Here is a 16,192-nt window from a genome sequence, read left to right on the forward strand (position 1 = left end):
GCGTGCCGGCAAGCTTGTGAACTAGCGCGCCACCCGGTCCAGCAGCTGGTCGGGCAGTGCCGGATAGCCCGCATCTGCGGCGAGCGTCGGCAGCAGCTTGCCGTCAGGGCGGCGACTCAAGGTCGGCTGGATCCTCCGCAGCGGTCGTCTTCGCGTCGCGTTCAGGGCGCTGGCGACGTCGGGGCTCTCTGAGAGCAGGGCCAGGTTCGACAAGGTCGGGTACATGATCGTGCGGGTGCCTTGAGCGCATTCGGCCAGCGCATCGGCAGGGCGGACCCAGAAGGCGGCCACGGCCTCCGATCCGTCGTGCTGCGCCAGCTGTTCCGGCGGCGCCGGGGCAATGAAGAAGTGAGTATCGAAGCGCTTCGGGGAAACCGCCGGTGTGACCCAGTGGGCGTACGGCAGCATGAGGTCGACGGCGAGCTCCAGGCCTTCCTCGCACACCATGTCCGCAAAGCCGCTGCCCCCTCCCGCGATACCCTCCTGCCACTGCAGGCGCAGCGCGTCGAGCCGCTCACGCCCCAGCAGTGTCGCGACGCCGGCCTCCCGGGCCAGCAGCACGCCGCATTCCTCGAAGGTCTCGCGAATCGCTGCGACGTGCGCCGAACGCTGCCAGCGGTCCAGGCCCTCTCGCCCTGCGCCACGCGCGGCGAGGCGGGGGTCGTCGTCCCACTCGGTCACCTTGCCGCCGGGGAATACCGCAGCCCCGCTGGCGAAAGCCAGCTCGTGATGGCGTACGATCATCAGTACCTCGAGGCCGCGAGACCCGTCCCGCACCAGCACCAGCGTGGCCGCCAGCCTGGCCTCGACCGGCGCGGATGCCCCCGTGATCGCGTCCATCAGACCCGCATCTCCTGCGCAATGATCGTGCGCTGGATCTGCGAAGTACCTCCTCCGACCGTGGACTGCATGCCTTCGCGGAAGTAGCGCTCCATGTCGCCCTCGGGCGTCATGCCGTAGCCGCCCAGGATCTGCATGCCCTGGCGGGTGACGGTCTGCAGCGTTTCCGAGGCGAACAGCTTCGCCATGGCCACTTCCTTGCGGCAGGGCAGGCCCCGGGCGGCGAGGTCGGCCGCACGGTAGGTGATCAAACGCGCCGCGTCGGTCTGCGTCTGCATGTCGGCCAGCATGTGGCGGATCACCTGGAACTCGTAGATCGGCTTGCCGAACTGGACCCGCTGCTGCGCATAGGCGAGTGCGTCGTCCACGGCGCCCTGCGCATTGCCGACGTAGCTGGCCGCGACGGCCACCCGCTCCAGCGCCAGGTGCTCGCCCGCGATGATGCGGAAGCCGTCGCCGGGTTCGCCCAGCCGGTTGGCGGCAGGCACCCGCACGTTGTCCAGGAAGATCTCGGTCGTCACCACCGATCGCCGGGCCAGCGTTTGCAGGGGGCGGATGGTGAGCCCGGGCAGGTCGTTCGGCACGATCAGCAGCGACAGGCCGTCGCGTTTGTCCGGCGTGTTCGCCGTTCTCACCAGCATCAGGATGACGGCACCGCGGTTGCCGGCGCCGCTGCACCACAGCTTCTGGCCGTTGACGACATATTCGTCGCCGACGCGCTCCGCGCGGGTTTGCACGTTCGCCACGTCGGACCCCGCGTTGGGTTCGGACATCGAGATCGGAAACCGGATCTCGCCGCGCATGAAGGGTTTCAGAAAGCGCTGCTTCTGGTCCTCGGTGCCATGCAGTGAAAGGTTCATCGCCGTGAAGATGCCGCCAGCGATGGCCACCGAGAAATCGACGCCGTAACAGGACAGAGCCTCGCACATCAGCGCGTACGCGAAGACGTCCCCACCGTCGCCTCCGTCGGCCTCCGACACCAGCAGGCTGTGATAGCCGAGCTTGGCGGCCTTGTCATAGGCCTCGAACGGAAAGGCCCTGTCCATGTCGCATCTCCGGATGTACTCGCGGCCGACATCGCGATCGACCCAGCGGCGGACGGAGTCCTTCCAGGCCTGCTGTTCCTCGCTCAGAAAGTTCATGTTTGCTTCCTTGCGGGGTTCAATGACGGAGGCCGCGAACGGGGTGTCCGGCCAGCAGCCCCGCCAGAGGCGACAGATCGGGCAGCTCCTCCAGGCGGCCGATCAGCTCCAGCACCTCATCGGCCGACTCCTGGTCCAGCAGCGGCCGCGCAATGCCGCCGAACTTGGCTTCGAGGCGGGCCTCTTGGGCACTCAGGTCTCCCATCGGGATGCCGCAGTCGTGACGCCGGCGAAGGACGCGGCCGTCCACCGTCTCGACGAGCACCTCGGACAAGGTCAGCGCGCCGCACTCCCGCACCAGCTCCACATGCACCCGGTCACGCAGGGCTCCCAGCGCCGGATCCTTGGTCAATTCGTCGCTGAAGTTGGCCATGTTGGCGGTGTCGACCCCGGCCAGGGCCATGGCGACCACGTGCCGCAGGCTGAACTTGGCTTCCAGCCCCGTGCCCGGCGTGGGTATGTTGCAGACGCCGTCGCTGATCGCCGCGGCACGAACGGTCACCCGGCGGACATGTCCTTCCCGGAGGTCGTGGTGCTCGCGCAGATGGCGGGCGGCCTCGATGGCGGCATGGGTGCCGTAACAGGCTGCGTGGTACTTGAACAGGTTCTCCCGCACGTACAAACCGCTGGCGGATTGCCTCAGGGCGGCTGCCGAATCGAAATCAGGCCCGTGCGTCGCGGCGAACCCCTGGAACGCTTCGATGGCGTCGCTGCGGCTGGTGAAGCCGCGGGCCGCCAATTGCGCCGCCATCATACCGTCAGCGCTTGCCTTGCCGGCGTGCAGGGGTTTACACATGGTGCCGAACATGGACTTGAGTCCTGCCGCCTGGGTCGCGGCGATCCCCAGGGCCACGGCCGTGTCGTCGGCGTCGAGCTGCAACAGGCGCGCGCATGCAGCGGCCGCTCCGAAAGTGCCGATGGTGCCGGTGCTGTGGAATCCCATTGCGTAGTGGCCGGGAGACAAGGCCGCGCCGATGCGGCAGATCGTCTCGTAACCGGCAATGAAAGCGGTCATGAACTCGGAACCGCTGGCGCCCCGCGCCTCGGCCAGGGCCAGAAGGGCCGGCACCAGCACCACGCTCGGGTGTCCGGTGAACGCCATGTTGACATCGTCGAAGTCGAGCGCGTGCGAGGCCGCACCGTTGATCAATGCAGCCTGGCGGCTGCTGGCGGCAAAGCCGTGGCCCACAACCGTCGCCTGTGGAAACCCGCCTTGCTCCCGCGCTTCCTCGGCCAGCATGTGCGCCACCGGTTCCTGGGCGCCGGCCACCGTCACTGCGATCCAGTCCAGCAGGCAATGGCGTACGAGAATTCGGGCATCTGCCGGAATGCTCTCGAAAGTCCATGCGGCATTCTGGCTGGCGAGCGCGTGGGTGAAACGCATTTCTCGCGCCGTCACCCTGGCGGGCGGCATCGAGGCTGGCCGTGCGGGTACGCTTGGGGCCGCTGTTGCAAGTCGGATGCTCATGTCATCGCCCCTTCCATTGAGGTTTGCGCTTTTCGCGGAACGAACGCGGCCCTTCGAGCGCGTCTTCGCTCAGGTAGACGGCATCAAACGCCCTGTTTGACGCCCGCAGGGCGGCGGTACGGCCCATTTCGGTCGCCATGCGAACCATCTCCTTGGCGCCGCGCACGGTGAGCGGCGCATTGACCATGATGCGCGCAGCCAGTTCCCTGGCGCCCTCGAGCGCCTGACCCTTGGGCATGACGCGATTGACGTAGCCGAGTTCGTAGGCGCGCTGAGCCGACAGCGGCTCGCAGGTCATGGCCACTTCCATCAGGATGCGCTGCGGCAGCATGTGAATCGCAGGCGCTGCCCAGGGCATGCCGCGGCCCACTCGGCCTTCGGTGATGGCGAACCTGGCCGTTTCGTCGGCGACGCAGAGGTCGCACATCTGCGACAGCAGCCAGCCGCCGGCGTAGGCATAGCCCTGCACCGCGGCGATGACCGGCTTGGTCACTTCGATGTTGTCGCCCAGCACTGGGATGAAATTCCTGGGCGGGATGCGCAGCACCGTGTCGGCCGCTTCGACCAGGTCCATGCCGGCGCAGAAAGTATCACCGGCACCCGTCAGGATGGCCACTTGCGCCGAGTCATCGGCCTCGAAGCGGGGCCAGGCCTCGAACAAGGCCTGGCGAACCGCTCGGTTCAAGGCGTTCTTGCGCTCAGGACGATTGATGGTGATGACGGCGATGCCATCACTGACTTCATAAAGCAGTTCGTTGCTCATCGTTTTTCGTTCAGGGGTGGGGTGGGTGTTCGCCCGTCGCGGCAACCGAGTGCCTGCGAGAGCTGCGAGGCGCTATGGATCACGATGCTGGCGAGGCGCTGCGCCGCAGCCCGCCCGCGTTCGATAGGCGCGGCGATGATGACAGCGGCATTGACCTGCCCGTCGGGTTCGAACACGGGGGCGGCAAAGCCTGCGACATCAGGCGTCACCTCGCCGATGGTCGCCGCATGGCCGTTGGCGCGGGTACGCTCGATGATCTTCATCAGTTCGCGCCGGTCGGTGACGGTCTTCCCGGTCAGTGCTCGCAGATCCGCCGTCTTCAGGTAGTCGCGACGCCAGGCATCGTCCTGGAAGGCGAGCAGTACACGTCCGGCCGAAGAGGCGAAAAGCGGCCGGGTCGTCCCTACAGGCACCGAATAGCGCACGGGCTGGTGGCTCTCCGCGATCTGGGTGTAGGTGAGCCGGCCCGAGGTCCTGTCAAGGACCGCCAGCAGGGCCGTCTCGCCGGACTGGGCGCGCGCTTCGCACAGGTAGGGTGTGGCGACCACCTCCAGTGAACGCGCGGCAACGAGGGCAGCCCCCAGCACGAAGGATTCGACCCCGAGTCGATACAGCGAGTCGTGACGCTGCACATAACCGGCGGCCGCCAGCCCCTGGAGCAGCGAATGCACGCTGGTCTTGGGTGCACCGATGTGCTCCTTCAGCTGCGACAGCGTCAGTCCTTCCGGAGCATTGGCGAGCAGCCGCAGGGTGCGCAGCACGCGTTCCAGTGCCATTGGAGCCGCGTCGCCGCGGTGCCCCACAGCGGGCGCAGGATTGCGTCGGAATGTGCTCCTCGCCACCCCCATCGGCGCTGGGAATTCCTGCACGGCGCTTGTCTCCTTGTTCTGATATCGGAACGATCGTTCCATCCATGGATCACGTTATCCGCGCCAGGCGGGAGCGTCAAGCGCGGGAATACACGGGGACCAGCTCTACAGCAGCAGGAAAGCAGGCCGGTTATCAAACTAACAGTTGTTATGTTATCGTGCATCCGGCGCCCCACATCGGCAGCTTGGAGAATCAGCACATGCACGAACAGCCGCCCGTCCGACTGGATGTCGATGCCGACGGCATCGCCACGCTGACCCTGAACCGGCCGGAGCAGCTCAACGCCTTCGATCTGAAGATGATCGAAGCTTGGCGCGCCGCGCTGGAGGCCGCGGAGGCCGACGAGCGCGTGAAGGTGGTGGTGGTCACCGGCGCCGGCCGCGCCTTTTGTGCGGGCGGAGACTTCGAGGAAATGGCCAGGTTCAGCGACATGAACGGGCTGGAGCGCAAGAACTTCCTCTACCGCAACGTGCACCGCATTCCGCTCGCGCTGGAACGCATGGACAAACCTGTCATCGCGGCGATCAACGGCGCGGCACGCGGCGCCGGGCTCGACATGGCGCTGATGTGTGACATGCGCTTCATGGCCCGTTCGGCCACTCTGGCTGAAACCTACATCAACATCGGCCTGATCGCCGGCGACGCCGGATCCTGGTTCCTGCCGCGCCTGATCGGCACGGCACGCGCTCTGGAGTTGTTCTGGTCGGGGCGGGTGGTCGGCGCCGAGGAGGCTGAACGCATCGGCATGGTCAACCGCAGCGTGCCCGACGCCGATCTGCTGCAGGTTACCTACGACTTCGCGCGGACCATCGCCTCCAAGCCGCAGGAGGCCGTGCGCTTCTTCCGCCGAGCCGTGTACCAGAGCCAGGCCATGACACTGGGCGCGCACCTGGACATGGTGTCCTCGCACATGGCGGTGCTGGAGGACCTGCCCGAACACCGCGAGGGCATCGCGGCGTTCCGCAACCGCACCCGGACAAAGCAGTAGCACCGGCGCGCACGGCGGCCAGGCAGAGGCAGGCATGGTGGGCATTCTCGACCGCGGGAAGGAGTCGCTGGCGCTGGACCAGCGCCGACGCCGACAGCGCACCTGGTTCGCCAGGCGCGCACGTCAACGCGGCCAGCCGGCCGCCAACCTGGAGGAGAGTTCACAATGAGTCCCGATCTTCGCCGCGGCGCTCTGCGTGCCGCACTCGCGCTGGTGCTGTCCGGGGTGAGCTTCGCATCGGCCTTGGCCCAGGCGGCCTATCCGAACAAGCCTGTACGCATCATCGTGCCGTCGACGCCAGCCGGCGTGCTTGACAATGTGGCGCGCACGCTGGCTCTGCGGCTGCCAGACCAGCTCGGACAGCCCATCGTCATCGAGAACAGGGGCGGCGCCGGCGGCAACATCGGTGCCGAAGCCGCCGCTCGCTCGCCGGCGGACGGGTACACGCTGTTCATCGGCTTCAACGCCACGCACGGGGCCAACCTGGCGCTCTTCGGCAAGCTGAGCTACGACCCGGTCGCCGACTTCGCCCCGATCTCGCTGCTGGCGGCGGTGCCCAACATCGTCTCGGTCCATCCCTCAGTGCCGGTCAACTCGCTGGCCGAACTGGTGGCCCTGGCCAAGGCCACGGGCAAGCTCAGCTATGCGTCGTCGGGCAACGGCACCTCCACGCACCTGGCCGCGGAGATGTTCAAGGCCGCCGCCGGCATCCACATCGTCCACGTCCCGTACAAGGGGAGCGCGCCCGCCGTGGCCGATGTCATCGCCGGCCAGGTGCCGGTCCTCGTCGACAGCGTGGCCTCCTCCGCGGCGCAGGTCAAGGCCGGCAAGCTCAAGGCGCTGGCCACCACCAGCCCCAGGCGCCTGACGGTCCTGCCCGAACTGCCCACAGTAGCCGAATCGGGTTACCCTGGCTTCCAGTCGACGGCGTGGGTTGGCCTGCTCGCGCCCGCAGGCACCCCCAAGGCCATCATCGACCAGATCAACGCGGCGGTCCTCAAGGTGATGGCACACCCCGAGACACGCGAGCGCATGGCCGGCTTCGGTGCCGAGATCACGACTTCCACGCCCGAAGAATTCGCCGCGCACATCCGCTCGGAGATGAGCAAGCTGGGCAAGGTGGTCCGCGATGCCAATATCAAGGTCAATTGAAACCTGCGCACCGGCAAGAGCACGGCAACTGCGCGCGCGTCTGGCGGCTGCTCGCGCCCTTTAGCCCATTTCATCAAGCACTGGAGAACCCGCATGTGGGAAAAAGAGATCTACTACGAGGTCAAGGACTACGTCGGCACCATCACCATCAACCGGCCGAAGTCGCTCAACGCGTTCACCGGAGACAACATCGTCGAAATGCAGCGGCTGCTGGACGTGGCGGCGACCGACAAGAACGTGGGTGTCATCGTGCTCACCGGCACGGGCGACCGGGCTTTCTGCGTCGGCGGCGACGTCAACTGGGAGAAGGGCGCGGGCGGCAAGAGCGGCCTCGAGGACCTCAACTTCACCTTCAACCGCCAGATCGTGGAATGCCCGAAGCCGGTGATCGCACGCGTCAGCGGCTATGCCATCGGCGGCGGCCACCACATCGCCTATTTCTGCGACTTCACGGTCGCCGCGGACCACTCGATCTTCGGCCAGAACGGACCGCGCGTCGGCTCGCCTGCGGGCGGCTACATCGTTTCCCATGCTGCGAACGTCCTCGGCCACAAGCGGGCACGCGAGTTGTGGATGCTGTGCCGACGCTATACCGCCCAGCAGGCGCTCGAGTGGGGGCTGGTGAACTCGGTGGTACCGAAGGAGAAGCTCGACGAGGAAGTGCGCAAGTATGCCGACGAGCTGTTGTCGCTGAGCCCGACGTGCCTGCGCATCGTCAAGCGCTCGTTCTACCATCACATGCAGCCCATCATGGGCCGCGACATGAAGGAACTCATCGAGGAGATTGCGCCGGACTATTTCAAGACCGGGGAGCAGCAGGAAGGCGCCGACGCCTTCCTGCAGAAGCGCAAACCCGACTTCAGCCGGTTTCGCTGATCCCGCGCGCCGCCGAAGCCGTCGGCGCTGGTGCGCCTCCCACGCAGTAGCGGGTCACGGCACGTCGACCGTGTCCCCAGCCGTGTCGTCGAGCGGCCGCACGGCCTGGGGCGGATGCACCGGCGCAGCGCCAACCGGCACGACCCGGGCGAGAAAGTCCGTCACGGCGCTCGCGAAAACGTCGTTCCGGTCGCCTGCCACCATGTGGCCGGCGTCCTGCACGTTCACGTATTCCGCCGACGGACACAGCGCGAGGAAGTCCTGTGCACCGGCTTCGCTCAGGACGTCGGACAGGCCGCCGCGCACCAGCAGGGTGGGCAGGCGCAGTGCCCGCGCACAGGCCTCCAGCCGCTTGGCCCGCTGTTCCAGGTTCAAGGGTGCGGCGCGGTAGCGCGGATCCCAGTGCCAGTGGTACCGCCCGTCGGCGCCCAGGCGCACGTTCTTGGCCAGTCCGTCGAGCGTGGGCGGCGGCCGGCGGTGCGGCTGGTAGGTGCCGATGGCCTGCGCGACCTCTTCGAGCGAGCCGAAGCCTTCGGGCTTCAGTCCCATGAACGCCCGGATGTGGTCGACACCGGCGGGCTCGATGCGTGGTGCGATGTCGACCAGGACCAGCGCCGTCGCGTCGACGTGCGACTCGCCGGCGGCCACCAGGCTGGTGCCGCCGCCCATGGACGCCCCCACCAGCACGGGGCGGCGCTGGCCCAGTGCCGCCATGACGCACTGCAGGTCGCGCACCATCGCGTCCTGCCCGTAGGCCCCGTCGGGCGCCCAGTCGCTGTCCCCATGGCCGCGGGCATCGAAGGCGACCGCGTGGTACCCGGCCGCACCGAGCAGCTCGCCGGTCCTTTTCCAGGCGTGGCGCGTCTGGCCGCCGCCGTGCTGCAGCAGCACCAGCGGTCCATCGGCGGGACCCCAGGCATCACCGGCGATGCGCACGCCGCCATGGCCGGGCCAGTGGTGCATAGGCTCAGGCGTGCCGGGCAGGCGAGTGAGGAAGGGTTGGAGGGTCATGGGCTCGGATCTCCTGGTTGGTCCTGGCGGGAGCTCCCCAGCGCGTCGGCAGGCAGCCCCAACTCCGCGAGGATGGCTTCGGTATGTTCGCCGACCGCCGGCGCCTTCGCACGCTGTGCGGACAGGTTCCTCAGGGGGACCGGAAAGCGCAGGCGCGGCTGGTCCTCGACCTCGTCCACCATGCCCCGGGCCCGGTAATGGGGGTCGGCCAGCACGTCGTCCAGGCTCTTGACCGGCGCATACGGGATGTCTTCGGCGTCGAACAGCGCGGCCCAGTGGGCGAGCGGCTCCCTGCGGAGGCAGTCGGCGATGGCTGCATCGACACGCGCGGCGTGCGCGACCCGGTCGTGGTGGCGCGCGAGCTCGGGCACCTGCAGGGCGGTCAGTCCGAGCGCGGCCACCAGACGGCCGAAGAACGCGTCCTCGATGGCCGCGATGCTGAGATAGAGGCCGTCCGCCGTCGGGTACACGCCATAAGCCGGCTGCCGGGGCAAGCCTGCGCCCGCCGCCGTACCGCGGGCCCTTGCTGCCAGCCACGGTCCGAGCCGCGGCGTGGTCCAGTGCAGCGCGGCGTCGGCGATGGCCACGTCCAGGAATTGGCCGCGGCCGTCGCGTTCCCGCTGGGCGAGCGCCGCCAGGATGGAAACCACCGTGAACATGCTGCCGGCAATGTCGGCCACCGGGATGTTGACGTCGTGCGTCGGCGCGCCGCCACGCTGCGACAGGCCTACCACGCCGGCGGCGCTGAGGTAGTTCAGGTCGTGGCCGGGCCGCAGCGAGTTCGGGCCGCTCGCGCCGTAGCCGGAAACCGAGGCATAGATCAAGCGCGGGTTGAGCGAGCGCAGGCTCTCGTAGTCCACACCGAGGCGGCGCGTGACGCCGGGACGGAATCCCTCGACGAGGACATCACTGCGTTCGGCCAGTTGGTGGAGCACGGCGCGGCCGGGCTCCGTCTTCAGATCGATGCAGATGCTGCGCTTGCCGCGGTTCAGCGCTTCCACCATGTCGGGCGCGATCGCCCGCGCGTTGTCCCCGCCCGGCCGCTCGACCTTGAGGACTTCGGCGCCCAGATCGGCCAGCAGCGACGTGGCGTAGGGGCCAGGCAGCAACTCGGACAGGTCGAGCACGCGCAGCTTCGCGAGCGGCGCACTCCCGGTAGGGGTGCCTGACCGGGACGCCGTCACGCCTTCTTCGCGGCGAGGAACTTCGCGCGCTGCGGAATGGGGTTGTCGTGGCCGGCGAGTTCGGCACTGTCGTCCTGCGCCAGCACCAGGTCCCACAGCTGCTGGCCCAGCGGTGCGCGCTTCTCGTCGATCAGGTGCGCCAGCAGTCCGGCCGACCGGCCGATCAGCGCAAAGCCGCGCGCCCAGATCGGGTCCAGCCCCATGTCGGCGACCGAGGCTCCGACCGCGCCGGCAGCGTTCAGCGGCAGCAGCTTGCCGTACTCGGCCTGCGCCGCGCGCTCGATCGCCCCGGCCATGCGCCAGTGGCGGCCCGCGAAACCGCACTCGGCCGCCAGCGCCCGCAAGGCCGGAACGCGGGGATCGCCCTTGACGTGCAGCGGGTGGCCGATGCCCGGAACGATGCGCTTACCGGCCCGATGCTCGCGAACCAGCGCGGCTGCCGCGACGTCGAATTCGGCGTCACCGGCGTCCGCTCCCAGCGTTGCCACCGTGTCCTGCAACAACTGCGCGGCGAGCTGCATCGTGCCGAGGAAATGGTTTCCGGCACCGAGCAATCCCGCCGCCACTGCGCCCTGGATCGATTCGGGCGCGCCCAGGAAGGTCAGTCGCGCGGCGATCGCGCTGGGCGTGAGACCATGGTCCGTGACCGCAACCATCAGCGCGTTGCTCATGCGCTTCATCGCGCCGGTCGGCGGGACGCCTGTGGCGGCAAGAAAGATCATGTCCACGAAGTCGAGCTTGCCGATGATCTCGGTGGCGATGTTGCGGTCGCGCACGAAGATGTCGTCGCGCGTGGTGTAGCCGATGGGGGTCTTGATGGTCATGGCAGTTCACTTCTCACGCGGGACGCCGGCGCACCAGCAGCTTCCAGGCGCCTTCGACCACCACCTCGCCGCGCTGGTTGATGACCTGGCGCCTGAATTCGACGACGCCGCGGTCGGGCCTGGAGGTCTCGTTCTTCCCCGCCACTTCGACGCGCACACGCAAGGTGTCCCCGATGAAAGTGGGCTTGGGGAAGCGGCACTGGATGTCCAGCAGCCCCATGAGGCTGGACTCGAGGTGCTGGTTCAGTTGCATGCGTGTGACCAGCCCCGACATCACCGCCAGCACCAGCAGGCCGTGCGCGATCCGCTGGCCATAGGGGGAGTCCTTGGCGAACTCGGCGTCCACGTGCAGGCGGTTGAAATCGGCGGAGAGGCAGGCGAAGTTGACGACATCGGCTTCGGTGACGGTGCGCGTCGGACTGTCGAACGTGTTGCCCACGCCCAGGTCCTCGAAGTAGCAGGGTTCGGCGTGCAGGCTGGCCATGTCGGGTCTCATGCGGTGTCCTCTGAATCGACTTGCGGGTCAGGCAGGGCGAGCACCCGCTCGACGAGCTGCGTCTTCACGACGCGGCCGGTCAGGTTCTTCGGAACTTCCGCCATGAAGACCACCCGGCGTGGTTTCTTGTAGGCGGCCAGGTGGCTGGCGGCAAAGGCGGTGATCTCGTCGGCCGTCGGCCGGTGGCCGGCACGCGGCACGACGACGGCGCAGATCAATTCGGTCCAGCGGTCGTCCGGCAAGCCAACGCAATGCACTTCGGCCACGGCCGGATGGCGTTGCAGCACCTCTTCGATCTCGGATGCATGGATGTTGATGCCACCACTCTTGATGATGTCGCGCTTGCGTCCCACGAAGTGCAGCAGCCCGTTTGCGTCAATCCGGCCCAGGTCACCGACGGTCAGGAATTCCCCGCGGCGGGTGCTCTGGGTCAACTCCGAATCCTCGAAGTACTCGTCGTACTGCGATTCGCTGCGGCAGCAGATCTCGCCGACCTCGCCCGGTGCCACCTCGACGCCGTCTTCGCCGAGCAGCTTCAGTTCGACGCCGAAGAAGGGCCGGCCCACGCAGTTGCCTTCCAGGTGGTCGCGCACCTCCGCGCCTTTCAGGTTGGCGTAGGGGCCGACCTCGCTCGACGCGGCGTAGATGTTGAGGATCCCGTCGCCGAAGCGCTCGAGCAGCGTGCGCTTGAGGGCGCCCGACAGCGCTCCGGCGCCGGACTGGATGACGCGCAGGCTGGACAGGTCGGCTCTGTCGAAGCGCGGATGCTCGACCATCGCCTGCAGCATCGCGGGCAGCAGCATCGTCGAGTGGATACGCTCCTGCTCGATGGCGTCGATCACTGCACCGGCGTCGAAGTGTTCGTGCAACCGGACGCTGGCTCCAAGGTACAAGGGCAGCAGGGTGTAAACGCAGCCCGCGGCAAGGCAGATCGGAAGGACGCAAAGCGTGCGGTCGTCCATGCCGAAGCCCTGCTCGATCGCGCGCTCCTCGAAACCGAAGCGCGAGCGCAAGGCGCCCTTCGGCCGGCCGGTGGTTCCCGAGGTGTGCAGCATCACGGTGTTGCCGGCGCGGCCTTCGGGCACGGGGCCTTCGGCCGCACTCAACAGCGCCTGCCAGCGCGCTGCGCCCTCCGACGCCCGAGACTCGGCGTCCGCGAACCAGATCCAGCGCCATGCCGGGGCGGCCAGCGCGTCCGCGCGCTCGGCGAAGCCCGAACCCAGAAGCACGAAGCGGGAATGCGCCGCGCGCATCCCGTGCCTGAGGTCTTCGTCGGACAGCCGGTAGTTGAGCGGCGCCGGGATCGCGCCGATGCCGGTGAGCGCAAAGTAGGCCACCAGCATGTCGGTGTGGTTGAGCGACAGCATGGGCACCTTTTCGCCCGGCGCGATGCCCAGACCAGCCAGGGCGCACATCGCCCGCTCGGTGCTCGCCAGCAACTCGGCGTAGGTGAGCGCGCTGTCGCGGAAGCGGACCGCCACGCGCCGCGGGTTGCGGCGCGCATTCAGGCGGAGCGCGTGCAGCAAGGTCATGCCCATCGGGATGGCCTCCTCAGTGGAATGCGGAGACACCGAGCACCTCGCGCCCGATGATCAGCGTTTGGATCTCGGTGGTGCCCTCCGGGATCATGCCGCCGCGGGTGTCGCGGAAGATGCGCTCGACGGGCAGTTCTTCGCTGTACCCCGAGCCGCCGTGCACCTGCAGCGCCATGCTCGCAACTTCGTGCGCGGCCTCGGCAGCATAGAGCTTGGCGATCGAGCATTCGGTGCGCGCGCTGCCACCCTGGTCCAGCGCCCAGGCGGCACGGTAGCCGAGCGCGCGCGCCGCTTCGCAGCGCACCGTCATGTCGACGATCAGTTTCTGCACGAGCTGGAAGCCGGCGATGGGCTTGCCGAACTGCCTGCGCTGCTTTGCGTACTCAATGGACAGGTCCAGCGCGCAGCGCGCCGCACCGACCGCACCCATGGCCACGTTGAGGCGGCCGAAGTTGAGGCCCGTGAGGATCGCCTTCAGGCCTTCTCCTTCCCGGCCAAGCAGGTTGGCCTTGGGCACGACCGCATCCTGGAACGCGAGTTGCGAGGTGCCGGTGGCCCGGATGAACATCACGTCCGCGCGCCGTGCCTCGTACCGGGTCTGGGTGCGGTCAATGATGAACAGACTGATGCCGCCATCGCAGCTCGCGCTGAAGGTGCGTGCCACGAGCACGCCGAAGTCGCCATGGATGCCGTTCGTGATCCACAGCTTGCTGCCGTTGACCAGATAGTGGTCGCCGCGGTCCTCGGCGCGGGTTTCGATGCCGGCGACGTTGGAACCGTGGTTGGGCTCGGTGATCGCCATCCAGTGCTTCAACCGACCAGCCAGCAAGGGCTTGAGCCAGCTCTGTTGCTGCTGCGGCGTGCCATTTCGATGCAGCAGCTGGGCCAGGATGTTGAGTGAGTTCAGCATGACGCGCAGCGACAGCCAGCAGTAGCCGGCCTCTTCCATCAGGACGGCCCAGTCGGAGTACTGCAGCCCGAAGCCGCCCGCCTCTTCGGGCAGCAAGCCGCCGAGGTAGCCGAAAGGCTGCAGTTGCGGCAGCAGATCCCAGGCGAAGTCCCGTTGCTCCTCGCATTCCCGGATGCGCGGCGTGACGCGGTCGCGCATGAAGCGGCGCACCGAGTCGCGCATCGCGTCCTGCTCCGGGGTGAAGCCGAAATCCATGGCGGTCCTTCTTCAAGTTGCGTAGCGGCCGCCGGTCACATGCAGTGTCGCGCCGGTGATGTAGCCAGCGGCCTCGCTCGCCAGGAAGGCGACCGCGGCGGCAACGTCCCTCGGCGCCCCGGGGCGCCCGAGTGGCGTGCGGGCGATCGCGTTGTCCCGGATCTTCTGGTAGTGAGGCAGATTGCGCACGCCGTCGGTTTCGATGAAGCCCGGCGCGATGGTGTTGACCGTGATGCCGTCGCGGCCGAGTTCGAGGGCGAGAGCGGCGCTGAAGCCGAGGATGCCGGCCTTTGCCGCCGAGTAGTTGGCCTGGCCGGGATTGCCCAGGTGCGCGCGCGACGAGACGTTGACGACACGGCCCCAGCGCTGCGCAGCCATCGATGGTGCCACCGCCTTGGTGCAAAGGAAGGCACCCTTCAGGACGGTGTCGACCACCGCGTCCCAGTCCGCTTCGCTGAGTTTCGTGATGCGGGCGTCCCGGGCGAAGCCGGCGTTGTTGACCAGGACGTGGACGCTGCCGAAGGCATCGAGTGCAGCCTCCATCAGGCGTTTCACGTCGGCGGAATTCGTCACGTCCGCCGGCACGGCGATGGCCTGGAAGCCGTCGCCCTTGAGCGCAGCGCAGCTGTCGGCGGTGGCTCGTGCGTCGATGTCGGTCACGACGATGCGCGCGCCTTCCTCGGCCAGCGCGCGCGCGGTTTCGGCGCCGATGCCCCGGCCCGAGCCGGTGACGATCGCGACCTTGTCCGTCAGTCCGAGTTGCATCGCTCCTCCAGCTCAGAGCAGTTCGTCATCGTGCTCGCCGATGTACGGTGCGGGCAGGGGCCGGCGCGCCGGGGTGCGGCTGAAGCGCGGCGCCGGCGATGGCTGCACCACTCCCTGGCTTTCGAAGAAAGTCGCGCGCGCCGCGTTGTGCGGGTGGCGCGCAGCCTCGCCGGTGCTCAGCACCGGGGCGAAGCAGACGTCGGTATTCTCCAGCAGCGCACACCAGTGGGCGCTGGGCTGGCTGCGGAAGACAGCCGCCATCTTGGCCTTCAGCGACGCCCACGCGGCGGGATCGCGCTGGCGCTGGAACTCCGGGTCTTCAATTTGAAGCTTCTCGAGCAGCAGCGCATAGAACTGCGGCTCCAGGGCGCCAATGGAGATCCACTGCCCGTCGGCGCACTCGTAAGTGTCGTAGAAATGAGAACCGCCATCGAGCAGGTTGGACTCGCGCTCGTCCTTCCAGTGGCCTATGCCACGCAGCTCGCACACGATGGAGGTGAGCAGCGCGGCGCCGTCGAGCACGGCAGCGTCGACGACCTGTCCGCGGCCTGAGTTCCTGGCTTCGAACACGCCACACATGATGCCGAAGGCAAGCATCATGCCGCCGCCGCCGAGATCGCCGACCATCGCTGCCGGCGCGATCGGTCCCCCGGCCTTGCGGCCGATGGTGGACAAGGCGCCGGACAGCGCGATGTAGTTGATGTCGTGTCCCGCTGCCTGAGCGAGCGGGCCGTCCTGGCCCCAGCCGGTCATGCGGCCATAGACCAGCCGCGGGTTCCGCGCGAGCAGCACGTCGGGCCCGAGCCCCAGACGCTCCATCACGCCCGGCCTGTAGCCTTCGATCAGCGCGTCGGCGCCGTCCAGCAGGGCCAGCACCTTGTCGCGGTCGACCGGCGACTTCAGGTCGACGGCGATGGAACGGCGGCCCCGGTGCAGGACGCTGCGCCTGCCCGCCGTCAGGAATCCCGGTGATCCGCGGTCGCGGCCCTTGTCGGACTTGCGGTCCAGGCGGATGACATCCGCACCCATATCGGCCAGCATCATTGCGCAGAAGGGGCCGGGGCCGATGCCGCCGAACTCGATGACCTTCAGACTCTTCAAGGGACCCGTCAT

At 68.0% G+C, this 16,192-nt stretch carries 17 protein-coding genes; 4 read left to right on the forward strand and 13 right to left on the reverse strand.

Translation table 11 applies throughout. The features are described 5' to 3' along the window. Positions 1-21 precede the first annotated feature (21 nt). The 5 genes from M3149_RS03660 to M3149_RS03680 all read right to left on the reverse strand — a co-directional run bounded on the left by M3149_RS03660 (position 22) and on the right by M3149_RS03680 (position 4,989). Positions 22-840 carry an NUDIX hydrolase gene (locus tag M3149_RS03660; protein WP_251707987.1) on the reverse strand — a complete coding sequence of 273 codons (819 nt, stop codon included), beginning with the start codon at positions 838-840 and terminating at the stop codon, positions 22-24. After that, positions 840-1,982 (reverse strand): acyl-CoA dehydrogenase family protein, encoded by a 1,143-nt coding sequence (locus M3149_RS03665; RefSeq protein ID WP_251707988.1) that lies wholly within the window; start codon positions 1,980-1,982, stop codon positions 840-842. Before M3149_RS03665 ends, M3149_RS03660 begins: the two co-directional genes overlap by 1 nt. Before the next feature lie 19 nt (positions 1,983-2,001). Beyond that, on the reverse strand, positions 2,002-3,366 hold the full coding sequence (locus M3149_RS03670) for an MmgE/PrpD family protein (protein ID WP_251707989.1): 1,365 nt from the start codon (positions 3,364-3,366) through the stop codon (positions 2,002-2,004). A gap of 85 nt (positions 3,367-3,451) precedes the next feature. Then, entirely contained in the window at positions 3,452-4,213 is a 762-nt protein-coding gene (locus M3149_RS03675; protein WP_251707990.1) for an enoyl-CoA hydratase-related protein, read from the reverse strand. Further along, positions 4,210-4,989, reverse strand: a complete 780-nt coding sequence (locus tag M3149_RS03680; protein ID WP_251707991.1) for an IclR family transcriptional regulator — start codon at positions 4,987-4,989, stop codon at positions 4,210-4,212. The genes M3149_RS03675 and M3149_RS03680 overlap by 4 nt, the downstream gene beginning before the upstream one ends. Positions 4,990-5,126: 137 nt before the next feature. Between M3149_RS03680 and M3149_RS03685 the strand changes: the two genes are divergently transcribed. The 4 genes from M3149_RS03685 to M3149_RS03695 all read left to right on the forward strand — a co-directional run bounded on the left by M3149_RS03685 (position 5,127) and on the right by M3149_RS03695 (position 8,099). Next, complete coding sequence (locus tag M3149_RS03685; protein ID WP_251707992.1) at positions 5,127-6,071, forward strand: enoyl-CoA hydratase/isomerase family protein; 945 nt, start codon at positions 5,127-5,129, stop codon at positions 6,069-6,071. Positions 6,072-6,105: 34 nt separating this feature from the next. After that, positions 6,106-6,240 (forward strand): hypothetical protein, encoded by a 135-nt coding sequence (locus M3149_RS22990; RefSeq protein WP_285886412.1) that lies wholly within the window; start codon positions 6,106-6,108, stop codon positions 6,238-6,240. Then, positions 6,237-7,223 carry a Bug family tripartite tricarboxylate transporter substrate binding protein gene (locus tag M3149_RS03690; RefSeq protein WP_251707993.1) on the forward strand — a complete coding sequence of 329 codons (987 nt, stop codon included), beginning with the start codon at positions 6,237-6,239 and terminating at the stop codon, positions 7,221-7,223. The genes M3149_RS22990 and M3149_RS03690 overlap by 4 nt, the downstream gene beginning before the upstream one ends. A gap of 93 nt (positions 7,224-7,316) precedes the next feature. Further along, on the forward strand, positions 7,317-8,099 hold the full coding sequence (locus tag M3149_RS03695; protein WP_251707994.1) for an enoyl-CoA hydratase-related protein: 783 nt from the start codon (positions 7,317-7,319) through the stop codon (positions 8,097-8,099). A 54-nt stretch (positions 8,100-8,153) separates the two neighbouring features. Here M3149_RS03695 and M3149_RS03700 read toward each other — a convergent pair whose 3' ends face one another. The 8 genes from M3149_RS03700 to M3149_RS03735 are packed head-to-tail and all read right to left on the reverse strand — an operon-like array spanning position 8,154 to position 16,192. Next, positions 8,154-9,110, reverse strand: a complete 957-nt coding sequence (locus tag M3149_RS03700) for an alpha/beta fold hydrolase (RefSeq protein ID WP_251707995.1) — start codon at positions 9,108-9,110, stop codon at positions 8,154-8,156. Beyond that, positions 9,107-10,390, reverse strand: coding sequence for a CaiB/BaiF CoA transferase family protein (locus M3149_RS03705; RefSeq protein WP_353056794.1), 1,284 nt, complete (start codon positions 10,388-10,390; stop codon positions 9,107-9,109). The genes M3149_RS03700 and M3149_RS03705 overlap by 4 nt, the downstream gene beginning before the upstream one ends. Continuing rightward, positions 10,291-11,118, reverse strand: coding sequence for a citryl-CoA lyase (locus tag M3149_RS03710; RefSeq protein WP_251707997.1), 828 nt, complete (start codon positions 11,116-11,118; stop codon positions 10,291-10,293). The genes M3149_RS03705 and M3149_RS03710 overlap by 100 nt, the downstream gene beginning before the upstream one ends. Before the next feature lie 13 nt (positions 11,119-11,131). Next, positions 11,132-11,614: a MaoC/PaaZ C-terminal domain-containing protein gene (locus tag M3149_RS03715; protein ID WP_251707998.1), complete on the reverse strand. Its 483-nt coding sequence runs from the start codon at positions 11,612-11,614 to the stop codon at positions 11,132-11,134. Next, a complete protein-coding gene (locus tag M3149_RS03720; RefSeq protein ID WP_251707999.1) occupies positions 11,611-13,152 on the reverse strand; it encodes a class I adenylate-forming enzyme family protein in 1,542 nt (513 codons plus the stop codon). The genes M3149_RS03715 and M3149_RS03720 overlap by 4 nt, the downstream gene beginning before the upstream one ends. Before the next feature lie 13 nt (positions 13,153-13,165). Beyond that, positions 13,166-14,314 (reverse strand): acyl-CoA dehydrogenase family protein, encoded by a 1,149-nt coding sequence (locus tag M3149_RS03725; protein ID WP_251708000.1) that lies wholly within the window; start codon positions 14,312-14,314, stop codon positions 13,166-13,168. 12 nt (positions 14,315-14,326) lie between these two features. Beyond that, positions 14,327-15,079 (reverse strand): 3-oxoacyl-ACP reductase FabG, encoded by a 753-nt coding sequence (gene fabG, locus M3149_RS03730; protein ID WP_251708001.1) that lies wholly within the window; start codon positions 15,077-15,079, stop codon positions 14,327-14,329. A gap of 12 nt (positions 15,080-15,091) precedes the next feature. Then, positions 15,092-16,192 carry a CaiB/BaiF CoA transferase family protein gene (locus M3149_RS03735; RefSeq protein WP_251708168.1) on the reverse strand — a complete coding sequence of 367 codons (1,101 nt, stop codon included), beginning with the start codon at positions 16,190-16,192 and terminating at the stop codon, positions 15,092-15,094.

It is taken from the genome of Hydrogenophaga intermedia, assembly GCF_023715105.1.
In the GTDB taxonomy this organism is placed as follows: domain Bacteria; phylum Pseudomonadota; class Gammaproteobacteria; order Burkholderiales; family Burkholderiaceae_C; genus Hydrogenophaga; species Hydrogenophaga intermedia_A.

Excerpts from the sequence above, each read along its gene's own strand:
- M3149_RS03665 (WP_251707988.1), bottom strand. The coding sequence starts at position 1,982 with ATGAACTTTCTGAGCGAGGAACAGCAGGCCTGGAAGGACTCCGTCCGC.
- M3149_RS03690 (WP_251707993.1), top strand. The coding sequence starts at position 6,237 with ATGAGTCCCGATCTTCGCCGCGGCGCTCTGCGTGCCGCACTCGCGCTG.
- M3149_RS03700 (WP_251707995.1), bottom strand. The coding sequence starts at position 9,110 with ATGACCCTCCAACCCTTCCTCACTCGCCTGCCCGGCACGCCTGAGCCT.
- M3149_RS03660 (WP_251707987.1), bottom strand. The coding sequence starts at position 840 with ATGGACGCGATCACGGGGGCATCCGCGCCGGTCGAGGCCAGGCTGGCG.
- M3149_RS03715 (WP_251707998.1), bottom strand. The coding sequence starts at position 11,614 with ATGAGACCCGACATGGCCAGCCTGCACGCCGAACCCTGCTACTTCGAG.
- fabG (WP_251708001.1), bottom strand. The coding sequence starts at position 15,079 with ATGCAACTCGGACTGACGGACAAGGTCGCGATCGTCACCGGCTCGGGC.
- M3149_RS03720 (WP_251707999.1), bottom strand. The coding sequence starts at position 13,152 with ATGGGCATGACCTTGCTGCACGCGCTCCGCCTGAATGCGCGCCGCAAC.
- M3149_RS03670 (WP_251707989.1), bottom strand. The coding sequence starts at position 3,366 with ATGCGTTTCACCCACGCGCTCGCCAGCCAGAATGCCGCATGGACTTTC.
- M3149_RS03735 (WP_251708168.1), bottom strand. The coding sequence starts at position 16,192 with ATGACGGGTCCCTTGAAGAGTCTGAAGGTCATCGAGTTCGGCGGCATC.
- M3149_RS03710 (WP_251707997.1), bottom strand. The coding sequence starts at position 11,118 with ATGACCATCAAGACCCCCATCGGCTACACCACGCGCGACGACATCTTC.
- M3149_RS03675 (WP_251707990.1), bottom strand. The coding sequence starts at position 4,213 with ATGAGCAACGAACTGCTTTATGAAGTCAGTGATGGCATCGCCGTCATC.
- M3149_RS03685 (WP_251707992.1), top strand. The coding sequence starts at position 5,127 with ATGGATCACGTTATCCGCGCCAGGCGGGAGCGTCAAGCGCGGGAATAC.
- M3149_RS03695 (WP_251707994.1), top strand. The coding sequence starts at position 7,317 with ATGTGGGAAAAAGAGATCTACTACGAGGTCAAGGACTACGTCGGCACC.
- M3149_RS22990 (WP_285886412.1), top strand. The coding sequence starts at position 6,106 with ATGGTGGGCATTCTCGACCGCGGGAAGGAGTCGCTGGCGCTGGACCAG.
- M3149_RS03725 (WP_251708000.1), bottom strand. The coding sequence starts at position 14,314 with ATGGATTTCGGCTTCACCCCGGAGCAGGACGCGATGCGCGACTCGGTG.
- M3149_RS03680 (WP_251707991.1), bottom strand. The coding sequence starts at position 4,989 with ATGGCACTGGAACGCGTGCTGCGCACCCTGCGGCTGCTCGCCAATGCT.